13 protein-coding genes, 3 tRNA genes and 1 riboswitch are annotated in these 18,376 nt (G+C 30.0%); of the genes, 1 reads left to right on the plus strand and 15 read right to left on the minus strand.

Features of this window, described 5'->3' with window-relative positions:
• Nucleotides 1-3: 3 nt before the first annotated feature.
• From T483_RS0107600 to T483_RS0107620, 5 genes are all read right to left on the minus strand, one after another.
• Nucleotides 4-960 (minus strand): Gfo/Idh/MocA family protein, encoded by a 957-nt coding sequence (locus T483_RS0107600; RefSeq protein ID WP_026886318.1) that lies wholly within the window; start codon nt 958-960, stop codon nt 4-6.
• A gap of 247 nt (nt 961-1,207) precedes the next feature.
• Nucleotides 1,208-3,385, minus strand: a complete 2,178-nt coding sequence (locus tag T483_RS0107605; protein ID WP_026886319.1) for a Tex family protein — start codon at nt 3,383-3,385, stop codon at nt 1,208-1,210.
• Between the two features lie 155 nt (nt 3,386-3,540).
• A complete protein-coding gene (locus T483_RS0107610) occupies nt 3,541-3,876 on the minus strand; it encodes a hypothetical protein (RefSeq protein ID WP_026886320.1) in 336 nt (111 codons plus the stop codon).
• A 194-nt stretch (nt 3,877-4,070) separates the two neighbouring features.
• Entirely contained in the window at nt 4,071-5,570 is a 1,500-nt protein-coding gene (locus T483_RS0107615) for a sensor histidine kinase (RefSeq protein WP_026886321.1), read from the minus strand.
• Entirely contained in the window at nt 5,560-6,255 is a 696-nt protein-coding gene (locus T483_RS0107620; RefSeq protein ID WP_026886322.1) for a response regulator transcription factor, read from the minus strand. Before T483_RS0107620 ends, T483_RS0107615 begins: the two co-directional genes overlap by 11 nt.
• 195 nt (nt 6,256-6,450) lie before the next feature.
• On the opposite strand from T483_RS0107620, the gene T483_RS0107625 reads away from it, so the two are divergent.
• Complete coding sequence (locus tag T483_RS0107625) at nt 6,451-6,783, plus strand: hypothetical protein (protein ID WP_026886323.1); 333 nt, start codon at nt 6,451-6,453, stop codon at nt 6,781-6,783.
• Nucleotides 6,784-6,920: 137 nt separating this feature from the next.
• Here T483_RS0107625 and prfB read toward each other — a convergent pair.
• The 10 genes from prfB to T483_RS0107680 all read right to left on the minus strand — a co-directional run bounded on the left by prfB (nt 6,921) and on the right by T483_RS0107680 (nt 18,311).
• A protein-coding gene (gene prfB / locus T483_RS0107630; RefSeq protein WP_431603145.1) for a peptide chain release factor 2 occupies nt 6,921-8,019 on the minus strand; the annotation gives its coding sequence in 2 pieces (ribosomal slippage) (nt 6,921-7,946 and nt 7,948-8,019; 1,098 coding nt in all).
• A 169-nt stretch (nt 8,020-8,188) separates the two neighbouring features.
• Nucleotides 8,189-10,747, minus strand: a complete 2,559-nt coding sequence (secA, locus tag T483_RS0107640) for a preprotein translocase subunit SecA (RefSeq protein ID WP_026886325.1) — start codon at nt 10,745-10,747, stop codon at nt 8,189-8,191.
• A 344-nt stretch (nt 10,748-11,091) separates the two neighbouring features.
• Complete coding sequence (hpf, locus tag T483_RS0107645; protein WP_026886326.1) at nt 11,092-11,625, minus strand: ribosome hibernation-promoting factor, HPF/YfiA family; 534 nt, start codon at nt 11,623-11,625, stop codon at nt 11,092-11,094.
• A gap of 415 nt (nt 11,626-12,040) precedes the next feature.
• Nucleotides 12,041-12,697, minus strand: a complete 657-nt coding sequence (locus tag T483_RS0107650; protein WP_026886327.1) for a ComF family protein — start codon at nt 12,695-12,697, stop codon at nt 12,041-12,043.
• Nucleotides 12,670-13,686, minus strand: coding sequence for a hypothetical protein (locus tag T483_RS0107655; RefSeq protein ID WP_026886328.1), 1,017 nt, complete (start codon nt 13,684-13,686; stop codon nt 12,670-12,672). The genes T483_RS0107650 and T483_RS0107655 overlap by 28 nt, the downstream gene beginning before the upstream one ends.
• A gap of 18 nt (nt 13,687-13,704) precedes the next feature.
• A complete protein-coding gene (recD2, locus tag T483_RS0107660; protein ID WP_026886329.1) occupies nt 13,705-15,933 on the minus strand; it encodes an SF1B family DNA helicase RecD2 in 2,229 nt (742 codons plus the stop codon).
• A gap of 458 nt (nt 15,934-16,391) precedes the next feature.
• Nucleotides 16,392-17,567 carry a methionine adenosyltransferase gene (gene metK, locus T483_RS0107665; RefSeq protein ID WP_026886330.1) on the minus strand — a complete coding sequence of 392 codons (1,176 nt, stop codon included), beginning with the start codon at nt 17,565-17,567 and terminating at the stop codon, nt 16,392-16,394.
• 234 nt (nt 17,568-17,801) lie between these two features.
• Nucleotides 17,802-17,900: riboswitch (SAM riboswitch) on the minus strand.
• Nucleotides 17,901-18,034: 134 nt separating this feature from the next.
• Nucleotides 18,035-18,119, minus strand: a tRNA-Tyr gene (locus tag T483_RS0107670).
• 12 nt (nt 18,120-18,131) lie between these two features.
• Nucleotides 18,132-18,206, minus strand: a tRNA-Thr gene (locus T483_RS0107675).
• A gap of 29 nt (nt 18,207-18,235) precedes the next feature.
• Nucleotides 18,236-18,311 (minus strand) — tRNA-Val (locus tag T483_RS0107680).
• Between the last annotated feature and the right edge of the window lie 65 nt (nt 18,312-18,376).

Genomic DNA, 18,376 nt, shown 5'->3' on the forward strand with positions numbered 1-18,376 from the left:
TTTTTATTCCGCATTTATTCTAATTTTATCTAATACTTCCATAACACGAATTGATTCATTTAAAGTTAAATAATCACTCTGTAGCCTTGAATCTTTTAAACAGTTATGCACCTCTTTAATTTCCGCATACATATCATCAAATTCTATATCTTTTTCAATTGTATATGACCTGCCTGAATTTAAATTAACAACAGCTTTACTAGGTCTATTATACATTGGAATTTCCATCCATCCCTTTGTTCCTCTAATAATAGCTGTTCTTTCTTTATTTCTATCAATTGCTCCCTCTACAGTTCCTATCACTCCGTTTTCAAAAGTAAGTATCGCTTTAAAATAAGAGTCGACTCCCCATTCATTTATATCCGTATAAGATTTAACATTCTTAACTTCCGAATCAACCATATCCATTACAAATGACAATGGATAAATTCCTACATCAAGTAATGCTCCACCTTGTTCTTTATCTAATAAATATGATCCTGATTTAATATTTTCTACGCGATTGCAAAAATTAGCTTCTATAGCCGTTATATCTCCAATCTCTTTACTTCTTATTAATTTCTTAATATCACTAATTATCGGAATAAATCTTGTCTTCATAGCTTCCATAAAGAACGTATTATTTAATAAAGCTTCTTTCTTTATTTCTTTCATTTCTTCTGAATTTATCCCTACAGGTTTTTCACACAACACAGCCTTTTTATGTCTTAAAGCTTCAATAGACCAGTGCTTATGCAAACCATGAGGTAATGCTATATATACAGCATCCACTTCTTCATCCATTAATAGCTCATTATAATCTTTATAGATTTTCTCACAATTATACCTATCATAAAATTCATTACGCTTTTCCTTAGTTCTAGATGCTATAGCATACAGTTTACCTTCATTAGAGTATGATAAACTCTTTGCAAATCTTAAAGCTATATTCCCAAGTCCTATAATTCCCCATCTAATCATTGCCTTTCCTCCTTATTATAGACCCGTAATTTTATTCATCCTATTTATTAAAAATTACTTTTCTATATTACTATATCATATTCTTCATGCATGTATATTAATTGCTAGCATTAATATACCCATAATTCTTGAAACATACTAAGTATGCAATTATGTATTCCTCCCTATAAAAAAATTTATAAGTAGAAAAGCCTTAAGACTAAATATATCAGACTCTTAAGACTTTAAATTAAATTTATTATGTTAATTACACTTCTACTGATTCATCAATGTCTTTCATAGTTAGTGATATTCTCTTTCTCTTTTCATCAACCTCAAGTATTGCCACCTTAACAATATCTCCAACTTTAACAATATCTAAAGGATGTTTTACAAATCTATTTGCCATTTGACTCTTATGAACTAATCCATCTTGATGAACCCCAATGTCAACAAATGCACCAAAATCTGATACATTTCTAACAGTTCCAGCTAAAACCATTCCAGGCTTTAAGTCCTTAAGTTCTATTATTCCCGTTTTAAGTATTGGCTTTGGCATTTCTTCTCTCGGGTCTCTACCTGGTTTCTTTAATTCTTTAATTATATCCTTTAAGGTAAGTTCTCCAACTTCTAATGTTTCACTTAATTTCTTTAATCCTTGGGCCTGTGCTCTTTCATCAATGTCACCTAATTTATTGTTCTTCAAGTCTTCTTTATTGTAACCAAGTAATTCAATTAACTTCTTAGCTGTATCATAAGACTCTGGATGCACTGATGTATTATCTAAAGGTTGTTTACTATCATCAACTCTTAAAAATCCTGCACATTGCTCATAGGCTTTTTGACCTAATCTCTTTACCTTTAGCAATTCTTTTCTTGATGTAAATCGTCCGACTTCTTCTCTATAATCAACAATATTCTTAGCAATAGCTGCATTTATTCCTGAAATATGTGTTAAAAGTGATGGTGTTGCAATGTTTAAATCAACTCCAACAGTATTAACTGAATCTTCTACTACACCCGCTAAAGATTCTTCTAATTTTTTAGGAGTGACATCATGTTGATACTGTCCTACCCCTATAGCCTTTGGATCTATTTTTACTAGCTCAGCCAGTGGATCTTGAAGTCTTCTTCCTATTGATATAGCACCTCTTACCGTAACATCTAAATCTGGATATTCTTTAGTTGCAAGCTCTGATGCCGAATAAACTGACGCTCCAGCTTCAGATACAATAACATATGCTAATTCTTTACCAGTTTCATTTTTTATTTCGGTAATCATTTCAGCAATAACTTCTTCAGACTCTCTTGATGCTGTTCCATTCCCTAACGATATAACATCTACATTATGCTTAGCAATAAGAGCTTTCAATGTTCTCTTAGTTCCTTCTATATCTCTTTTAGGTACTGTTGGATATACTGCTGTATTTTCTAAAAACTTTCCTGTTGCATCTAAAATTGCTATTTTACAACCTGTTCTAAATCCCGGGTCATATCCCATCACTACTTTTCCTTTTATAGGTGCTTGTAGCAATAATGCTTTTAAATTTTCTTTAAAAATATTAATAGCACCTTCTTCACCTATATCAGTTAATTCACTTCTTATTTCTCTTTCTATGGATGGATAAATTAATCTTTTTAACGAATCCCTAATCGAAAGTTTTAATTTTTCATCTAAAACTGTATTACCTTTTAGTACTTGATTTTCTAAGTATTGAATTATCTTATCTTCATTAACAGTTATTTTAACATTTAGGATCTTTTCTTTTTCTCCTCTGTTTATAGCTAATATTCTATGAGGTGGTATTTTATTTACTGCCTCAGAATATTCGTAATACATTTCATATGGAGTTGGCTCATCTGAGCTTCCCTTTGATTCTATATTACCTTCTCTAATAACAAATTCTCTTATATACTTTCTGTACTTAGCTTCATCAGAAATACTTTCAGCTATTATATCTAAAGCCCCCTGAATAGCTTCTGCACTGGTTCCTACCCCTTTTTCCTCACTTATATATTTAGCAGCTTCTTCATCTAAGTTACCGCTAAACTTTTCTTCTAAAATTAATTCTGCAAGAGGCTTTAATCCCTTTTCTGCAGCGATTGTTGCTTTTGTTCTCTTTTTAGGTTTAAATGGTCTGTATATATCTTCAACTTCTGTTAGAGTTGTTGCATTTTCTAGTGCCTTACCTATTTCATCAGTAAATTTTTCTTGCTCCTGTATTAGCCTTTTAACATCTGATTTTCTCTCTTCTAAATTTCTTAAATAAGTAAGTCTTTCAAATAACTTTCTTAAAACCTCATCTGAAAGCCCTCCTGTTGCTTCTTTTCTATATCTTGAAATAAAAGGAACTGTATTTCCATCATCTAAAAGTCCAATAACATTTTGAACTTGGCTTAACTTTATTTCTAACTCTTTTGCGATTCTTTCTTCAATTGAATTCATAATTTCCTCCTGCTTATATTAAGTTGCCCAAATAGCTATTGCCATAGCAATACTATTTTACCATATAAATCATTATTGCCATTACTATTTTTAGTAATGGCAATAATCCTATATTACTATTAATATTATAAACCTATTTCAATCGAAAGCAATAATTATATATATTTTTCTTCTATAGATGTTCTCACTTTCAATTCCCCATTTTCCTTGCTAATCTCAAGAATTAATTTTCTCAAATCCTTTTTGCTCAATTCATTATATACTACGATTTCTTGTTTTTGTCCCTCTTTATAATAACAGAGTTTGAGCTCTGTTACTTTATTCAAATAACTTAGCACTAAAGTTTTAACCACCTGTCTACCTTTTCCGATTTTTGATATTCGTAGGGGATATTTTTCTATCCCTTCAAAAATCAAATTTATATCCTGTAATTCCTCGCCTGTTAGATTTTTTATAAGCACATCTTTTGCACCTGGCATACCAAAAAACATAATTATTCCTCCCTTTCTTGCAGAGAATTTTCATATTTGTAAATAAATATATTGCTTTGCAATTAAAATTTATCAATCTCGCTATTATGCATGATGAAATTCGAATCTAATATCATATGTTTATTTAATTAACTGTAGCATGCCACCCTTGTAATACTAACTTGGATTTAAATAGATTATATAAAATCATATAATTACATCTTATTCTTAAATATAACTAATGGTAACACTATTTCAAAGCATGTCCCCTCTTCACTATCTATAATTTTTATATCTCCATTATGTTTATTTAGTATTTTCTTTGTGATAGATAATCCAAGTCCTGTTCCTCCAGTTTTCGAGTTTCTTGATTTATCAACTCTAACAAATGGATTAAATATATTTTCTCTATACCTTTGAGGAATACATTCGCCGTTATCTGATAATATAATGTAAAAATAATTATCTCTCACTTCTGTCTTTACCCCTATCCTACTCCCTACAGGATTATATTTAATTTTATTGTCCAAAATATTATTTATAGCTCTAGATAGCTTTTCTTCATTTATCATTACATAATAAGGCTCTTCAATTATTTCAAAATCATATTCAAACTTTTTATGATCAAATTCTGGAATGTAATTCGCTATTATCTGCCTAACAAATTCAGATATATCTGCTTTTACGGTAATCATTTTATAATCAGAATTATCATATAATGAAAATTCAAACAAGTCTGTTATTAATTTATTTGCTCTTTGTGAATTCTTATTTATTATATTTAAATATTCCAACTTCTCCTTTTTATCTAAATCATTATTATTAATTAGAATCTCGCTATATCCTAGAATTGATGAAAGAGGATTCTTTAAATCATGAGATATATCTAATATTAAATCCTCTTTTATTTTCTCTAATTTTTCTTTCTGACTTTTTTCATTTTGTATAGTCCCTGCCATCATATTGAATCCATTTGCTAATTCAAGAAACTCATTTTTTTTGTCTATATCTAAACGTATATTATAATTACCATGTGATATCTCTATTACTCCAGTCAATAATGTCTTTATTGGTTTTATAAATGCACTAGAAGTTGCTTTAGCTAGAATATATACTATTGAGAGAATTAATAGTACGTTAAATACCCCCATTATCTTTATTATTAAATTATGTGGAATTATTTTGGTGATTCTATTTGGTTTCGTGATCTCTGAATAAGGGAATCCAACCACCACTAAAGAATCTTCATCTTTTAGGTACTTGCTGTACAATGAATACTTAACATTATCTTTTGTTTGAATTATTGAATTGTTGAAGTCTGATAATGCAAACATTGTTCTAATATCGTCATTTAGCGATTCTTCATTATCCTTTGTTAGCCCAAATAAATACATGTAGCTTTGTAAATTTATATTTTTAAATTCATCGATAACATGTCCTCTTAAACAACAAACTTTATTCTCATTGTTTATTTTTATCATAAAACCATCTACATCAGCCAAGTCCCCATCAGTTATACTTGTATAATCTTTTACAAGCTTATTTTCTAGGTCTCCAAAGTAAGAATTGTATGTACGAGGGCCGCACAAAGCTCCATAAGCAACAATAGATCCAATAATGGCTATTAATAATATTATGTTTATAGCTATATATCCTAAAAAATATATAAAGAATAATTCTGTTGTGACACTCCTTTTTATTTTTTTAGCCTTCATGCATTGTAACCCTCTCGATTTTATAGCCTATTCCTCTTATAGTTTTTATGTAAATTGGATTTTTAGGATCATCTTCTATTTTCTCTCTAATATGGCTCAAGTGGACCATTATATTATTAGAATCACCAAAATAAGCTTCCTCCCATACTTCTTCATAGATTTGTTTCTTAGTAAATACTTTCCCTAGGTTTGAAACTAATAACTTTAAAATTTTGAATTCTTTTGGATTCAAATCAATTTTTCTATTCCCTTTATAAACTTCAAACGTCTCAGTAAATAGTTTTAAATCCCCTGTTGAATAAATTATGTCTTTATGTTCAGCATATTTGTAACATCTTCTAAGATTAGATGCCACTCTAGCAGATAATTCAATTGGGCTTATAGGCTTTACTAAATAATCGTCGGCTCCAAGCCCTAAAGCCAAAACTTTATCAGAATCATTCCCCATTGCTGTAATACAGATTATAGGAATAGTAGACACAGCTCGTACCTTTTGTATTACTGAGATTCCATCAACATTTGGCATCATTATATCTAATAAAATTAAATCTATTTTTTGATTTTCAAATATATTTAAAGCTTCTCTTCCGTCAGATGCTTCATAAACTTCATAATTTTCCTTCCTCATATGTAATGAAATAAGATTTCTAATATCCTTTTCATCTTCAACTATTAGAATATTCATAAATTCAACTCCTCTATTAATATGAATATATTTTATCATATTTCAGTGACATTTTAGGAATTAATTTCAATTATTAATTCTTATCTTATAGAGTAACTATAAATAATTACTTGATTTATATAAAATTTGTTATTGCTTCAATAAAAATCTAACTGTATAATTATTATGTAAATATTTACCAGGGGTGATGAATTTATGATTAAAAACATTAGTAGAATATGCTCTTTCTCATTATTATTTTTGCTCTCAATACTTGCTTTGAATGAATTTCAAATAATGAGTTACTCACCTAACTTAAAAAATATATTTTATTTCCTAGTATTAATTTTGATTATGTTTTCATCTGTTACAACGCTTCTAACAAATAAATCAGGCTTCTTTAAATTTGTTAGTGTAGTAATAATGACAGCATTGATAGTTGGCGGGATTATGTCTATACTTAAACCAGGACTTAATATATCTTTATATGTCTGTATAATTCTTATTGCTGTCTATTCTTTAATTGATATATTTTATAAGGCTGCTTAGCTATAGAAAATATGCTTGTTTATATTCATTATTATTTGATATCACCTTTATTTTTGAAACTTCTAGCATAAATCAGAAAGACTTCTACCTAAAATTATTAGATAGAAGTCTTTTTATATAATCAAATATTAAGTTTTTTACTGCTGTTTTAAATATGCATTTATAAACATATCTATTTCACCATCCATTATTGCTGTAACATTTGACGTTTCCATATTAGTTCTATGATCTTTGACCATACTGTATGGATGAAATACATATGACCTTATTTGGCTTCCCCATCCCATATCTTTTAATTCTCCAGTTAAATCCTCAATTTTTTCTTTATGTGCTCTTTCTTTTAGCTCAACTAGTTTAGACTTTAGCATTTCCATCGCTGTATCTTTGTTAGAGAACTGGCTTCTTTCATTTTGGCACTGTACAACTACTCCAGTAGGAATATGAGTTATTCTTACTGCCGAATCTGTTTTATTAACATGCTGACCTCCAGCGCCTCCTGATCTATAAGTATCTATTTTTAGATCATCAGATCTTATTTCTATATCTTGTTCCTTTGTAAGTTCCGGAAGAACTTCCATAGATGCAAATGATGTTTGCCTCTTGCCATTAGCATTATATGGCGATATTCTAACCAACCTATGAATACCTTTCTCCGCTTTTAAGTAACCATATGCATATTCTCCAGTAACTTTTAAAGTAACACTTTTAATTCCAGCTTCATCTCCTGGGAGTAAATCTAGAGTCTCAATACTATAGCCTTGTTTTTCACACCATCTTGTATACATCCTTAAGAGCATTTCTGTCCAATCATTAGCATCAGTCCCTCCAACACCAACATGAAGTGTCAAAATGGCATTATTTTTATCATATTCTCCACATAAAAGCACTTTCATATTATAATCATCAATCTGTGCTTGTATATCTCTTAACGTCTGTATTATTTCATTAGCAGATTCTTCATCGTCATCTTCCATAATTTCTTTTAATACTTCTATATCTTCAATTTGAGACCTCAATTTATCGAAACTTTCAATTTTGTCTTTTATCAATTTACTCTTTTTTGTAACTTCTTCCGCCTTTTTTATATTGTCCCAGAAACCCGATTCTTGCATTTGATATTCTAACTCATTAAGCTCCTTCTCTAACCTATCTCGGTCAAAGTGAAGCCCCCATTTCTTCTATAGATTTTTTTATACCTGGAAGTTTAACTAATTCCTTTTCAAGTTCAATTATCATCTATTCTTCACCTCTTTCAAAAAATCTAGTATTAATAAGAATTCCGCAGAAGCTCTTTAAGACTGCATTTAATTCTAAATGACAATTCTTTAAACCTCTACGGAATTTATTATACCATATTTATCATTTTCTAAACTCTTTAGAGTTTACTACAAAGTTTTAAATTTATTTATGCTTCTCTTCCGCAACAATTTTTAAACTTCTTTCCACTACCACATGGACATAATTCATTTCTTCCGTGCTTATCTAAATTTCTAACAGGAGCCACTGGCCCCGCACTAGGTCCACCTGGTTGATTTTGTCCTGGACCTGGAGCCGCAGCACTTGAAGATTCCTCATGAATTGCTGCAGTTTCTTGAGCAACCCTTACTCTTTCTGGGGCAATTTCTATTTTAACATGGAATAATAGCCTAACTGTTTCTTCCTTGATTGCCCTAATCATTTCATTAAACATTTCGCTACCTTCCATTTGGTACGCTTGAACTGGGTCAATTTGCTTAAATGATTGAAGCCCTATACCTTGTTTTAAATGATCCATATTATCTATATGATTCATCCATTTAGTATCAACAGCTCTTAAAAGAACAACTCTTTCAACTTCTCTTAATCTTTCTGCACCAAACTCTTCTTCCTTTTGTTCATAGAATTTGCGTGCTGATTCATATAAGCTTTCAACTATTTCTTCATTTGACATATTTTCAAGACTAGGTAAATTAACTGTACCTGGCGCTATACATATATCTTGTAAAGCAACCATTAAATGCAAGAATTCTTCTCTATAATCTTCTGATTCACCTGTAACATAAGTATTAACAGCTTCAGCAATAATATCCTTTGTCATTGACAATATTTCTTCTTTTACATCTTCGCCTTCAAGAACTTCCGATCTTTGTTTGTAGATAACTTCTCTTTGGATATTCATTACATCATCATAACCTAATAATTGTTTTCTAATATCAAAGTTATTACCTTCAACCTTCTTCTGAGCATTCTCAATAGCTCTCGAAACCATTTTACTTTCAATTGCTTCTTCTTCTTGAAGACCTAATTTTTCAACAACACCTTGAATCTTTTCTGATCCAAATATTCTCATTAAATCATCTTCTAAAGAAATAAAGAATGTTGATTCACCTGGATCTCCTTGTCTTCCTGAACGTCCTCTTAACTGATTATCTATTCTTCTTGATTCATGTCTTTCAGTACCTATTATTTTAAGACCACCAAGTTCAACTACACCTTCACCAAGCTTGATATCAGTACCTCTACCTGCCATATTAGTAGCTATAGTAACCATGCCCTTTTCACCAGCATGACTTATTATTTCAGCTTCTTGTTCATGAAATTTTGCGTTTAATACTTGATGCGGTACACCTTTTTTCTTAAGCATACTTGAAACAAGTTCTGACTTTTCAATACTTACTGTACCAACCAATACTGGTTGGCCTTTAGCATGAGCTTTCTCAACTTCTGAAGCAACAGCTTTTATCTTTCCAATCTCAGTGCTGAACACTAAATCCGGATTATCCTTTCTAGCTATTGGCCTATGTGTTGGAATAACAATAACATCCAATCCGTAAATTTCTCTAAATTCATTTTCTTCAGTCAATGCAGTACCAGTCATACCTGATAACTTTTTATACATTCTGAAGTAATTTTGGAATGTAATAGTTGCTAAAGTTTTTGATTCTCTGGCGATTTTAACTCCTTCTTTAGCTTCTATCGCTTGATGAAGACCATCCGAGTATCTTCTACCTTCCATAAGTCTTCCTGTAAATTCATCAACTATTATTACTTCTCCATCTTTAACCATGTAGTCTTTGTCTCTTCTCATGGCAAAGTTTGCTTTTAATGCTTGAGTTACATAATGTTGTAATTCTATATTGTCAGCATCAGCATAATTATCCACTTTAAATGTTGCTTCTGCTTTTCTAACACCTTCATCAGTTAGCATTACTGCATTTGCTTTTTCATCCCTAGTAAAATCCTTCTCTACAACTAATTTCTTTGCAAAATAGTCTGCAACCTTATAAAATTCAGTAGACTTTTCTCCTTGACCTGAAATTATAAGAGGAGTTCTAGCTTCATCTATTAATATCGAGTCAACTTCATCGACTATAGCGAAATTCAACGGTCTTTGAACTCTTTCTTCTTTATAGATAACCATGTTATCTCTTAGGTAATCAAATCCAAATTCATTATTAGTTCCATAAGTAATATCTGATGCATATGATTCTCTTCTTTGATCATTATTTAATTCATGTACAATAACACCTGTATTCAATCCTAAGAAACCATATAACTCACCCATCTGCTCAGCATCTCTTTTTGCAAGATAATCGTTAACTGTTACTATATGAACACCATTTCCACTTAATCCATTCAAGTACGCTGGTAAAGTAGCAACTAGAGTTTTACCTTCACCTGTTTTCATTTCTGATATTCTACCTTGGTGAAGTATCATACCACCCATAAGTTGTTCATCATAATGCTTCATCCCTAAAACTCTTTTTGACGCTTCTCTTACAACTGCGAATGCTTCTGGTAAAATATCATCTAATGTTTCACCATTTGCTAATCTTTCTTTAAATGCTGGAGTTTTTGCCTTTAACTCCTCATCAGAAAGCTTTTGCATCTCTTCATCTAGATCATTTATTTTTTGTATAGTAGGTTTGAGTCTTTTAACTTCTCTTTCACTATATGTTCCAAATACGGCATTTAATAGTCCCATAATGTCATCCTTTCGAAATTATATATTTCACGTTAATTTCCAATATATTTTAACTATCCATAATTCATAATCTGTAATTTATTTTATAAATCACGTATTTTATAATTATAACATTTTACTTAACTTATTTTCAATAAAACTCATGATTTTTATATTAAATCCTATATAAAGCACCCAATTTTAACTTTTTTTTAATATTTTAATCACAAATTATTAATATTAATTGAAAATTTTATGTAAAAATATCTTCAACATATTTTCAATCATGTAATATGAAAAATAACTGCCCAATGATGCAAGTTAAACAAGCATATTGGACAGTCATTATTAAAATCTTTTATATATTATATGAATTCTGGCTCTAATAAACCATAATCTCCATCTTTTCTTCTATAAATTACATTTACCTTGCTACTATCTGCATCTTGATATACAAAGAAATTATGTCCTAATAAATCCATTTGAAGAATTGCCTCTTCAGAATTCATTGGTTTTACTCCAAATTTCTTTACCTTAACTAATTTACCTTCCTCCTCTTCTGATGGCTTAATATCTATATTATTTATTTCTCCAAATCTCAATGATCCGCTATGTTTTCTAGACAATCTAGTTTTTTGTTTTCTAATTTGTCTTTCTAATTTATCTTCTACTAAATCTAAAGATTTATACATATCAGAAGTCGACTCTTCGCCTCTTAATACTACCCCATTAAAAGGAATCATAATTTCTATTTTATGTCTATTTTTTTGAACACTTAGTGTAGCCTTAGCTTCTACATTTCCTTCAAAATACTTTTCCAATTTGCTTATCTTTTTTTGCACTATTTCTTTTAGTGCCTCTGTTAGTTCCATATTTTTTGCTATAACTGTGACTTTCATAAATTCCAGCCCCTCTCATATGAAAAAGTTTTTAAACTTAATATCTTTAAGTTATTAATATTTTATCACTTTTTTATTAACTTAACAAGATAATTATCAGTAAATTCTGAAAACTAAAGACAAAAAATAAATCTAATCGCAAACTTTAGATTAGATTCCTCACATTTCCTATTAATGATAATTTTAAAACAAATAGAAGTAAAGCTAGTTGACCTGGTTTTTGACCCCACACTCGCCTGCTGGAGCTTTTGCTAATAGAATTTAATCCCTCACTACTAACCCTCTCAGAATACAATCTGGCAGGACTTACTTCTATACCGCACCATGCTCCTTAGACATTTTGTCTAAATTACGTGGATCGTTTTGCCTGCGACTAGCTTCGACTTTCAACCACAAACCTAGCTTTACATTAATATTATATATGACTTTTAGCTAAGGTCAAGAGTTTTATGTCTTTTACTTGATATTTTCTTAGTAATTTATATGCTTCTTTAAGCGTTGCCCCTGTAGTTGTAACATCATCTACCAATATAATGTTATATTTCCTAATTTCTAATCCTTTTTTTATTCTGAATGCATCTTTTATATTTTCATATCTTTCATCCCTCTTTAATTTTTTTTGTTCTTTCGTTTCTTTATCCTTTATCAAAATTTCTAGGACTTCAATTGATAAATCCTTAGCTATTTTTTTTGCTATATACTCGCACTGATTAAATCCCCTAATCTTTTTAGATTCTTTTGATAGTGGTATATAAGTTATTATATACTCCTGATATTTCAAGTTTCTTGTAATATATTCTTCTAAAAATTCTGCCAGTATATCTCCTGCTGTGAAATTGCTTTTGTATTTGAATTTAAGTATTAAATCTTTTAATACTCCTCCATAATACCCATAACTTATTATTTCATCTTGATATGAATCTGCTATTGTTTTTATACTTTTCACGCAATGTTCACATATTCCAAAACAGTTATCCTGTTTACATATAATGCAATAATTCTCTCTTGGATATATAACTTCAATTAGTCCTTCTAATATCCTTCTTATAATTCTATTAAACGCTTTTCCCATACTTTTTTATTGAAATCTCTTGCCATATTTTTTGTCTTCTCCATGTCTTCTGATATATCGTTTGATACCAAAAGAACCTCTGGTAATTTTAGATTTACATTTCTTATCTGACCGCATATATATAAAAGTTTTTTATACGTATATCTTTCATTATCAGCGAAAAGTACTACTGCATCATCCATATAGCAATATTCAAGTAACTCCTCTATTTTATTAGTTACTATAAATATTGCCTTATCCTTATACTTTGATACTTTTTCACTCTTTTTTATATCATCATTTCTTGAAACTTTTATTACCTTTACATCTGAAAGTTTTAGCTTATTACAAAAATAATCATATACTATATCAAGCTTCTCCTTATTAGGTACATAAATAGCTACCTTATGACTATTTTCCCTAAACCATTTAAGATAATCATAAAGAGAAAATGGAATATCTAAATTTAGATCTATTCTTGTTGTTAATACTCTAGGCTCTACAAACGGTTTTTTATAATTATATGCTGCAAGCTCAAACTTTTCCCCTACTAGAGTCGTCTTTTCTATGCTATAAAGCATACCTCTCTCTCCTATGTTTGAACAAATCTCTAACATTTCTCTTATATTCGCACTACTCAGGTTTGAAAAATATGTTATATCATCAAAAATAATTAAATCATAGTTCTGTTTAATTTTCGTTAGGTTGTTATAGTGTACGAAAGTAAGTTTAGTATTTGAAATTTCTTTTATAATATATGAATGAGTTATATCAGAATACATTTCCCTTGTTATATTTACTAACTCTTTGTTTTCACCTTCCTTTCCCCATACATATAAAACTTTTCCATTCATTTGAGAAACCTTGCTTATTATCCTTGAAAAAACACATGATGTATTAAATGGAACTGTTATTATTGTCAAAAATTTAATATTTTTCTTATACCAATAATCTATCTTATCAAATGCATACTTTAAATCTTCTAAAGTTACTTTACATAAATTCCTCATACATCTATCTCCTTTCACCTATTCTTCAAATTCATCTTTTGTTATTATATCTCTTATTCTATATTTCAACGATGAATACCTTTCTATACTATTTGTATTATTAATCATATACATTAATGCTTTTTGGAACCCAACAACCACTACTAATTGTTTTGCTCTTGTAATTCCTGTATAAAGCAAATTACGATTCATAAGAAACGGTGATCCCATAAATACTGGAATTATTACAACCTTAAATTCACTTCCTTGGCTTTTATGTATTGTAGTAGCATAAGCCAAATCTAATTCGTCTAAAAAATTGAAGTCATATATAACTTTTCTTTCTTCATCAAATATAATTGTGAGTGTTTTTCTTTCTTCATCTATGCTTTCTATAAATCCTAGATCACCATTAAAAACTCCAACTCCTTCATTTTCTCCATAACCACCAATCCTAATCCACTTTAATGTATAATTATTTTTTGTTTGCATTACCTTATCACCTTCTCTTAAAATTATATCTCGAGAAGTTTTTTCTTTCTTATCTTTTGATGCTGTATTAAACATTTCTTGAAGCTTAGTATTTAAATTTGTGACTCCAAGTACTCCTTTTCTCATAGGAGTTAAAACCTGCATGTCTTTCAATTTATTCCAGGACTTATTGAATTTAGGAAGTCTTCTATTTATTAAATCTATTATAGTATTTGCAATTCTATCCTGATTTTCTTCATTAATGAAGAAAAAATCTTTATCCTTTTGATTTAGCAAAGGCATCTGCCCCTCATTTATTCTATGAGCGTTTACTACAATTAAACTTTCTGATCCTTGTCTAAATATCTCTTTTAATCTTACTACTTTTATATATTCACTTTCTATAAGATCTTTTAGTACATTTCCTGGACCAACAGAAGGTAATTGATCAACATCTCCCACAATTATTAACCTAGTTCCTAAATTAATAGCTTTTAGTAGATTCTGCATTAAGGTAACATCAATCATAGACGCCTCATCAATTATTATTACATCGCAATCTAGAGGCGATGATTCTCCCTTTTCAAATACTGATTCATCATCCTCCGAAACACCCATTTCTAATAATCTATGTATAGTTTTTGCTTCCCTTCCTGTTGATTCAGTCATTCTCTTTGCAGCTCTTCCTGTTGGCGCTCCAAGTATTACCTTCATTCCATTATTCTCATATATATGTATTATTGCTTTTATAATTGTAGTTTTTCCTGTCCCCGGACCACCAGTAATTATCTCTATACCATTATTAAATGCACCAATGATTGCTTCTCTTTGTGATTCTGCAAATTTTATATTTTGTTCTTTTTCAAAAACATTAATTTCAAAATCAACATCTGAATTTATAGTTTGTATTTGCTGCAACCCTAAAGTTATTATTTTACTAGTAACACCAAGTTCACAATAATAATATTGAAGTAAAAATCCTACTTCAGTACCGTTTATGTTTTCAATGATAATTTTTTGCTGCGCAGCCATATCATATATATTTTTTTCAATTAATTCGTTAGATATTAATAAATTATTTTCGCACTCTTCTATTATATTATCTTTAGGCATAAATGTGTTTCCTGCAGAACAGAATTGATTCATAACATATTTAATTCCACTTTGAATTCTAAAATCCGAATTCTTTTCAATCCCTATACTCATAGCAATTCTATCAGCTGTTTTAAACCCGATTCCTGATATTTCATCGCATAATATATAAGGATTATTAGACACTATCTGCTTTGCATTTGGACCAAATTTTTTATATATTTTTACACATTGATTGTTAGTAACTCCATGCTTATGAAAATATAAAATTATGTCTTTTAAACCTTGTTGCTCTATATAAGATTCATATATTATTTGAAATTTCTTTTCGCCTATACCTTCTATCTCCATAAGCCTTTCAATATGATTTTCCATTATATCTAAAGTTTCTTCACCAAATCTCTCTATTATTTTCTTTGCTGTAACAGGTCCAATTCCATGTATTATTCCTGCACTTAAATATTTTTCTATGCCGTCTAATGAATTTGGGAGAAGTTCTTCGTAATCCTGAATATTAAATTGATTACCAAATTGCTTATGTACTGTCCAGTATCCTGTTAACTTTACATTTTGTCCTTCTCTCAGAAAAGGAACTGTTCCCACAGCACTAATTAAGGTCTTTTCGTTTCTAATTCTGCAAACGACATAACCGGTATCCTCACTTTTGAAAACAATATTCTCAACAAATCCATTTAGAACTTCCATATAGAATCTCTCCAAATCTTTATATATTTACCTTAAACTTTCTAATAGTAAAATTTAGCTTTAAATTTTACTTTGATTTTTTCTTCTAATTATATCATAAATATTTATAGTAATTTAATTTTAATAATTTCTAGCTTATAATCCTCTCCTATTACTATATTCATGCAATAACTTTCAAATAAAGTATCAAAACTGAAACCATAACTATATAATAAAGTCTAAAAAGTGCTTAAAATTTAAACGTTTATCTCTTCTGCAATGAAGGCCCTACATTTTCAAATTAACTAGATACTTAATTTATTAGAATCCTACATGTACATTTATTATTAAAACATATATAATTACAAATTTCTCCATAATAAAAAGTCGTCTAAATTTAAGACGACTTTTTATTATTCTATGCAAACTTTTATTATCCATATAAACGTTAATAATAAAAATTTTGCTTAAGACTTATTTTATAAGTTTTTTCTTATTTCATCTACTTTATTCAATTGTTCCCATGGCAGGTTAAGATCATTTCTTCCAAAGTGTCCATACGCAGCTGTTTGTTTATAAATAGGTCTTCTTAAGTCAAGATCTCTAATTATAGCTCCTGGTCTTAAATCAAATACTCTCTCTACTATTTCAACAATCTTATCTTCATCCACTTTTCCTGTTCCAAATGTTTCAACTTCAATCGAAACTGGTTTTGCAACACCTATTGCATATGCTAATTGAATTTCTAACTTATCTGCAACGCCAGCAGCAACTAAGTTTTTAGCAACCCATCTTGCAGCATATGCAGCCGATCTATCAACTTTAGTTGGATCTTTCCCTGAGAAAGCTCCACCACCGTGTCTACCATATCCACCATAAGTATCAACTATTATCTTTCTACCTGTTAATCCTGAATCTCCTTGAGGTCCTCCAACAACGAATCTTCCAGTCGGATTTATGAAATATCTAGTTTCACTGTCCAATAATTCTGCTGGAACAACAGCATCTATAACATATTTCTTAAGATCTTCGTGAATTTGCTCTAAAGTTACTTTCTCATCATGTTGTGTTGATATAACTATAGTATCAATCCTCTTTGGAACATTATCTTCATATTCAACTGTTACTTGAGTTTTACCATCTGGTCTTAAGTAACTTAATGTACCATTCTTTCTTACTTCTGTAAGCCTTCTTGATAGTTTATGAGCCATATATACCGGAAGAGGCATAAAATCTTCAGTTTCATTAGTTGCAAAACCAAACATCATTCCTTGATCTCCAGCTCCAACTGCTTCAACTTCATCTTTTTCACCCTTTTTTGATTCAAAAGCTTCATCTACACCCATAGCTATATCTGCAGATTGTTCGTCTATTGATGTAATAACTGAACAAGTATCACAATCGAATCCAAATTTAGCTCTATCATACCCAATTTCTCTTACTGTTTCTCTAACTACCTTAGGAATATCAACGTAACAATTTGTTGTTATTTCTCCCATTACCATAACCATACCTGTTGTTGTGCAAGTTTCACAAGCAACTCTAGCCATCGGATCTTTAGATATAATAGCATCTAGTATAGCATCTGAAATTTGGTCACACATTTTATCAGGATGTCCCTCTGTAACTGATTCTGAAGTAAATAATCTTCTCATATCTTTTCTCTCCTTAGATTTAAATATTATAATTATCTCTACGAATAAAATTATTTCATTAAAAACCATATATTTAGTTTTATAGAATAATACTCGCTTATAAAAGTTTTACCTTATTTAAATACAAAAAATAGTAGTTAAACTATTTTATTAATTGTTTCTTTTATAATTTAAGCATGCGCAAACTTAAAAAAAAAAGCTCTTCGATAAGAAGAGCGTGATTTAACAATCATTTTCTTATCTTGTAGAATAACTCTACAGGAATTGGCACCTTATATAATACAGGTTGCCGGGTTTCATAGGGCCCTTTCCCTCCACCTCTCTTGATAAGAGTAACATAATTCAATTTTCAAAAGTATTCTATCATATACAATGCAATTAGTCAACATTGTTAATCAAATTTTTACACATCCTATTTTTACTTAAATAGAAAATAAAAAAGAATAAACAAAAGTTTATTCTTTTTTTGGTGGAGGAAGATGGATTCGAACCATCGAAACGAAACGTAACAGATTTACAGTCTGCCCCCTTTGGCCACTCGGGAATTCCTCCATATTATTTTATTGGAGCTGGCAATAGGAATCGAACCTACAACCTGCTGATTACAAGTCAGCTGCTCTACCGTTGAGCCATGCCAGCACATATTACTATATTAATTATTTTTATAATGGTGGGCACAACAGGGCTCGAACCTGTGACCCCCTGCTTGTAAGGCAGGTGCTCTCCCAGCTGAGCTATGCGCCCATTATAAGTTGGTGGAGGAAGATGGATTCGAACCATCGAAACGAAACGTAACAGATTTACAGTCT

Source organism: Clostridium beijerinckii HUN142, from assembly GCF_000621745.1.
Lineage (GTDB): Bacteria > Bacillota > Clostridia > Clostridiales > Clostridiaceae > Clostridium > Clostridium beijerinckii_A.

Coding starts and splice junctions, on each gene's coding strand:
- hpf (WP_026886326.1), bottom strand. CDS start 11,625: ATGAAAGTCACAGTTATAGCAAAAAATATGGAACTAACAGAGGCACTA.
- T483_RS0107655 (WP_026886328.1), bottom strand. CDS start 13,686: ATGAGGAATTTATGTAAAGTAACTTTAGAAGATTTAAAGTATGCATTT.
- T483_RS0107620 (WP_026886322.1), bottom strand. CDS start 6,255: ATGAATATTCTAATAGTTGAAGATGAAAAGGATATTAGAAATCTTATT.
- recD2 (WP_026886329.1), bottom strand. CDS start 15,933: ATGGAAGTTCTAAATGGATTTGTTGAGAATATTGTTTTCAAAAGTGAG.
- T483_RS0107605 (WP_026886319.1), bottom strand. CDS start 3,385: ATGAATTCAATTGAAGAAAGAATCGCAAAAGAGTTAGAAATAAAGTTA.
- T483_RS0107625 (WP_026886323.1), top strand. CDS start 6,451: ATGATTAAAAACATTAGTAGAATATGCTCTTTCTCATTATTATTTTTG.
- T483_RS0107610 (WP_026886320.1), bottom strand. CDS start 3,876: ATGTTTTTTGGTATGCCAGGTGCAAAAGATGTGCTTATAAAAAATCTA.
- T483_RS0107600 (WP_026886318.1), bottom strand. CDS start 960: ATGATTAGATGGGGAATTATAGGACTTGGGAATATAGCTTTAAGATTT.
- metK (WP_026886330.1), bottom strand. CDS start 17,567: ATGAGAAGATTATTTACTTCAGAATCAGTTACAGAGGGACATCCTGAT.
- secA (WP_026886325.1), bottom strand. CDS start 10,747: ATGGGACTATTAAATGCCGTATTTGGAACATATAGTGAAAGAGAAGTT.
- T483_RS0107615 (WP_026886321.1), bottom strand. CDS start 5,570: ATGAAGGCTAAAAAAATAAAAAGGAGTGTCACAACAGAATTATTCTTT.
- T483_RS0107650 (WP_026886327.1), bottom strand. CDS start 12,697: ATGGGAAAAGCGTTTAATAGAATTATAAGAAGGATATTAGAAGGACTA.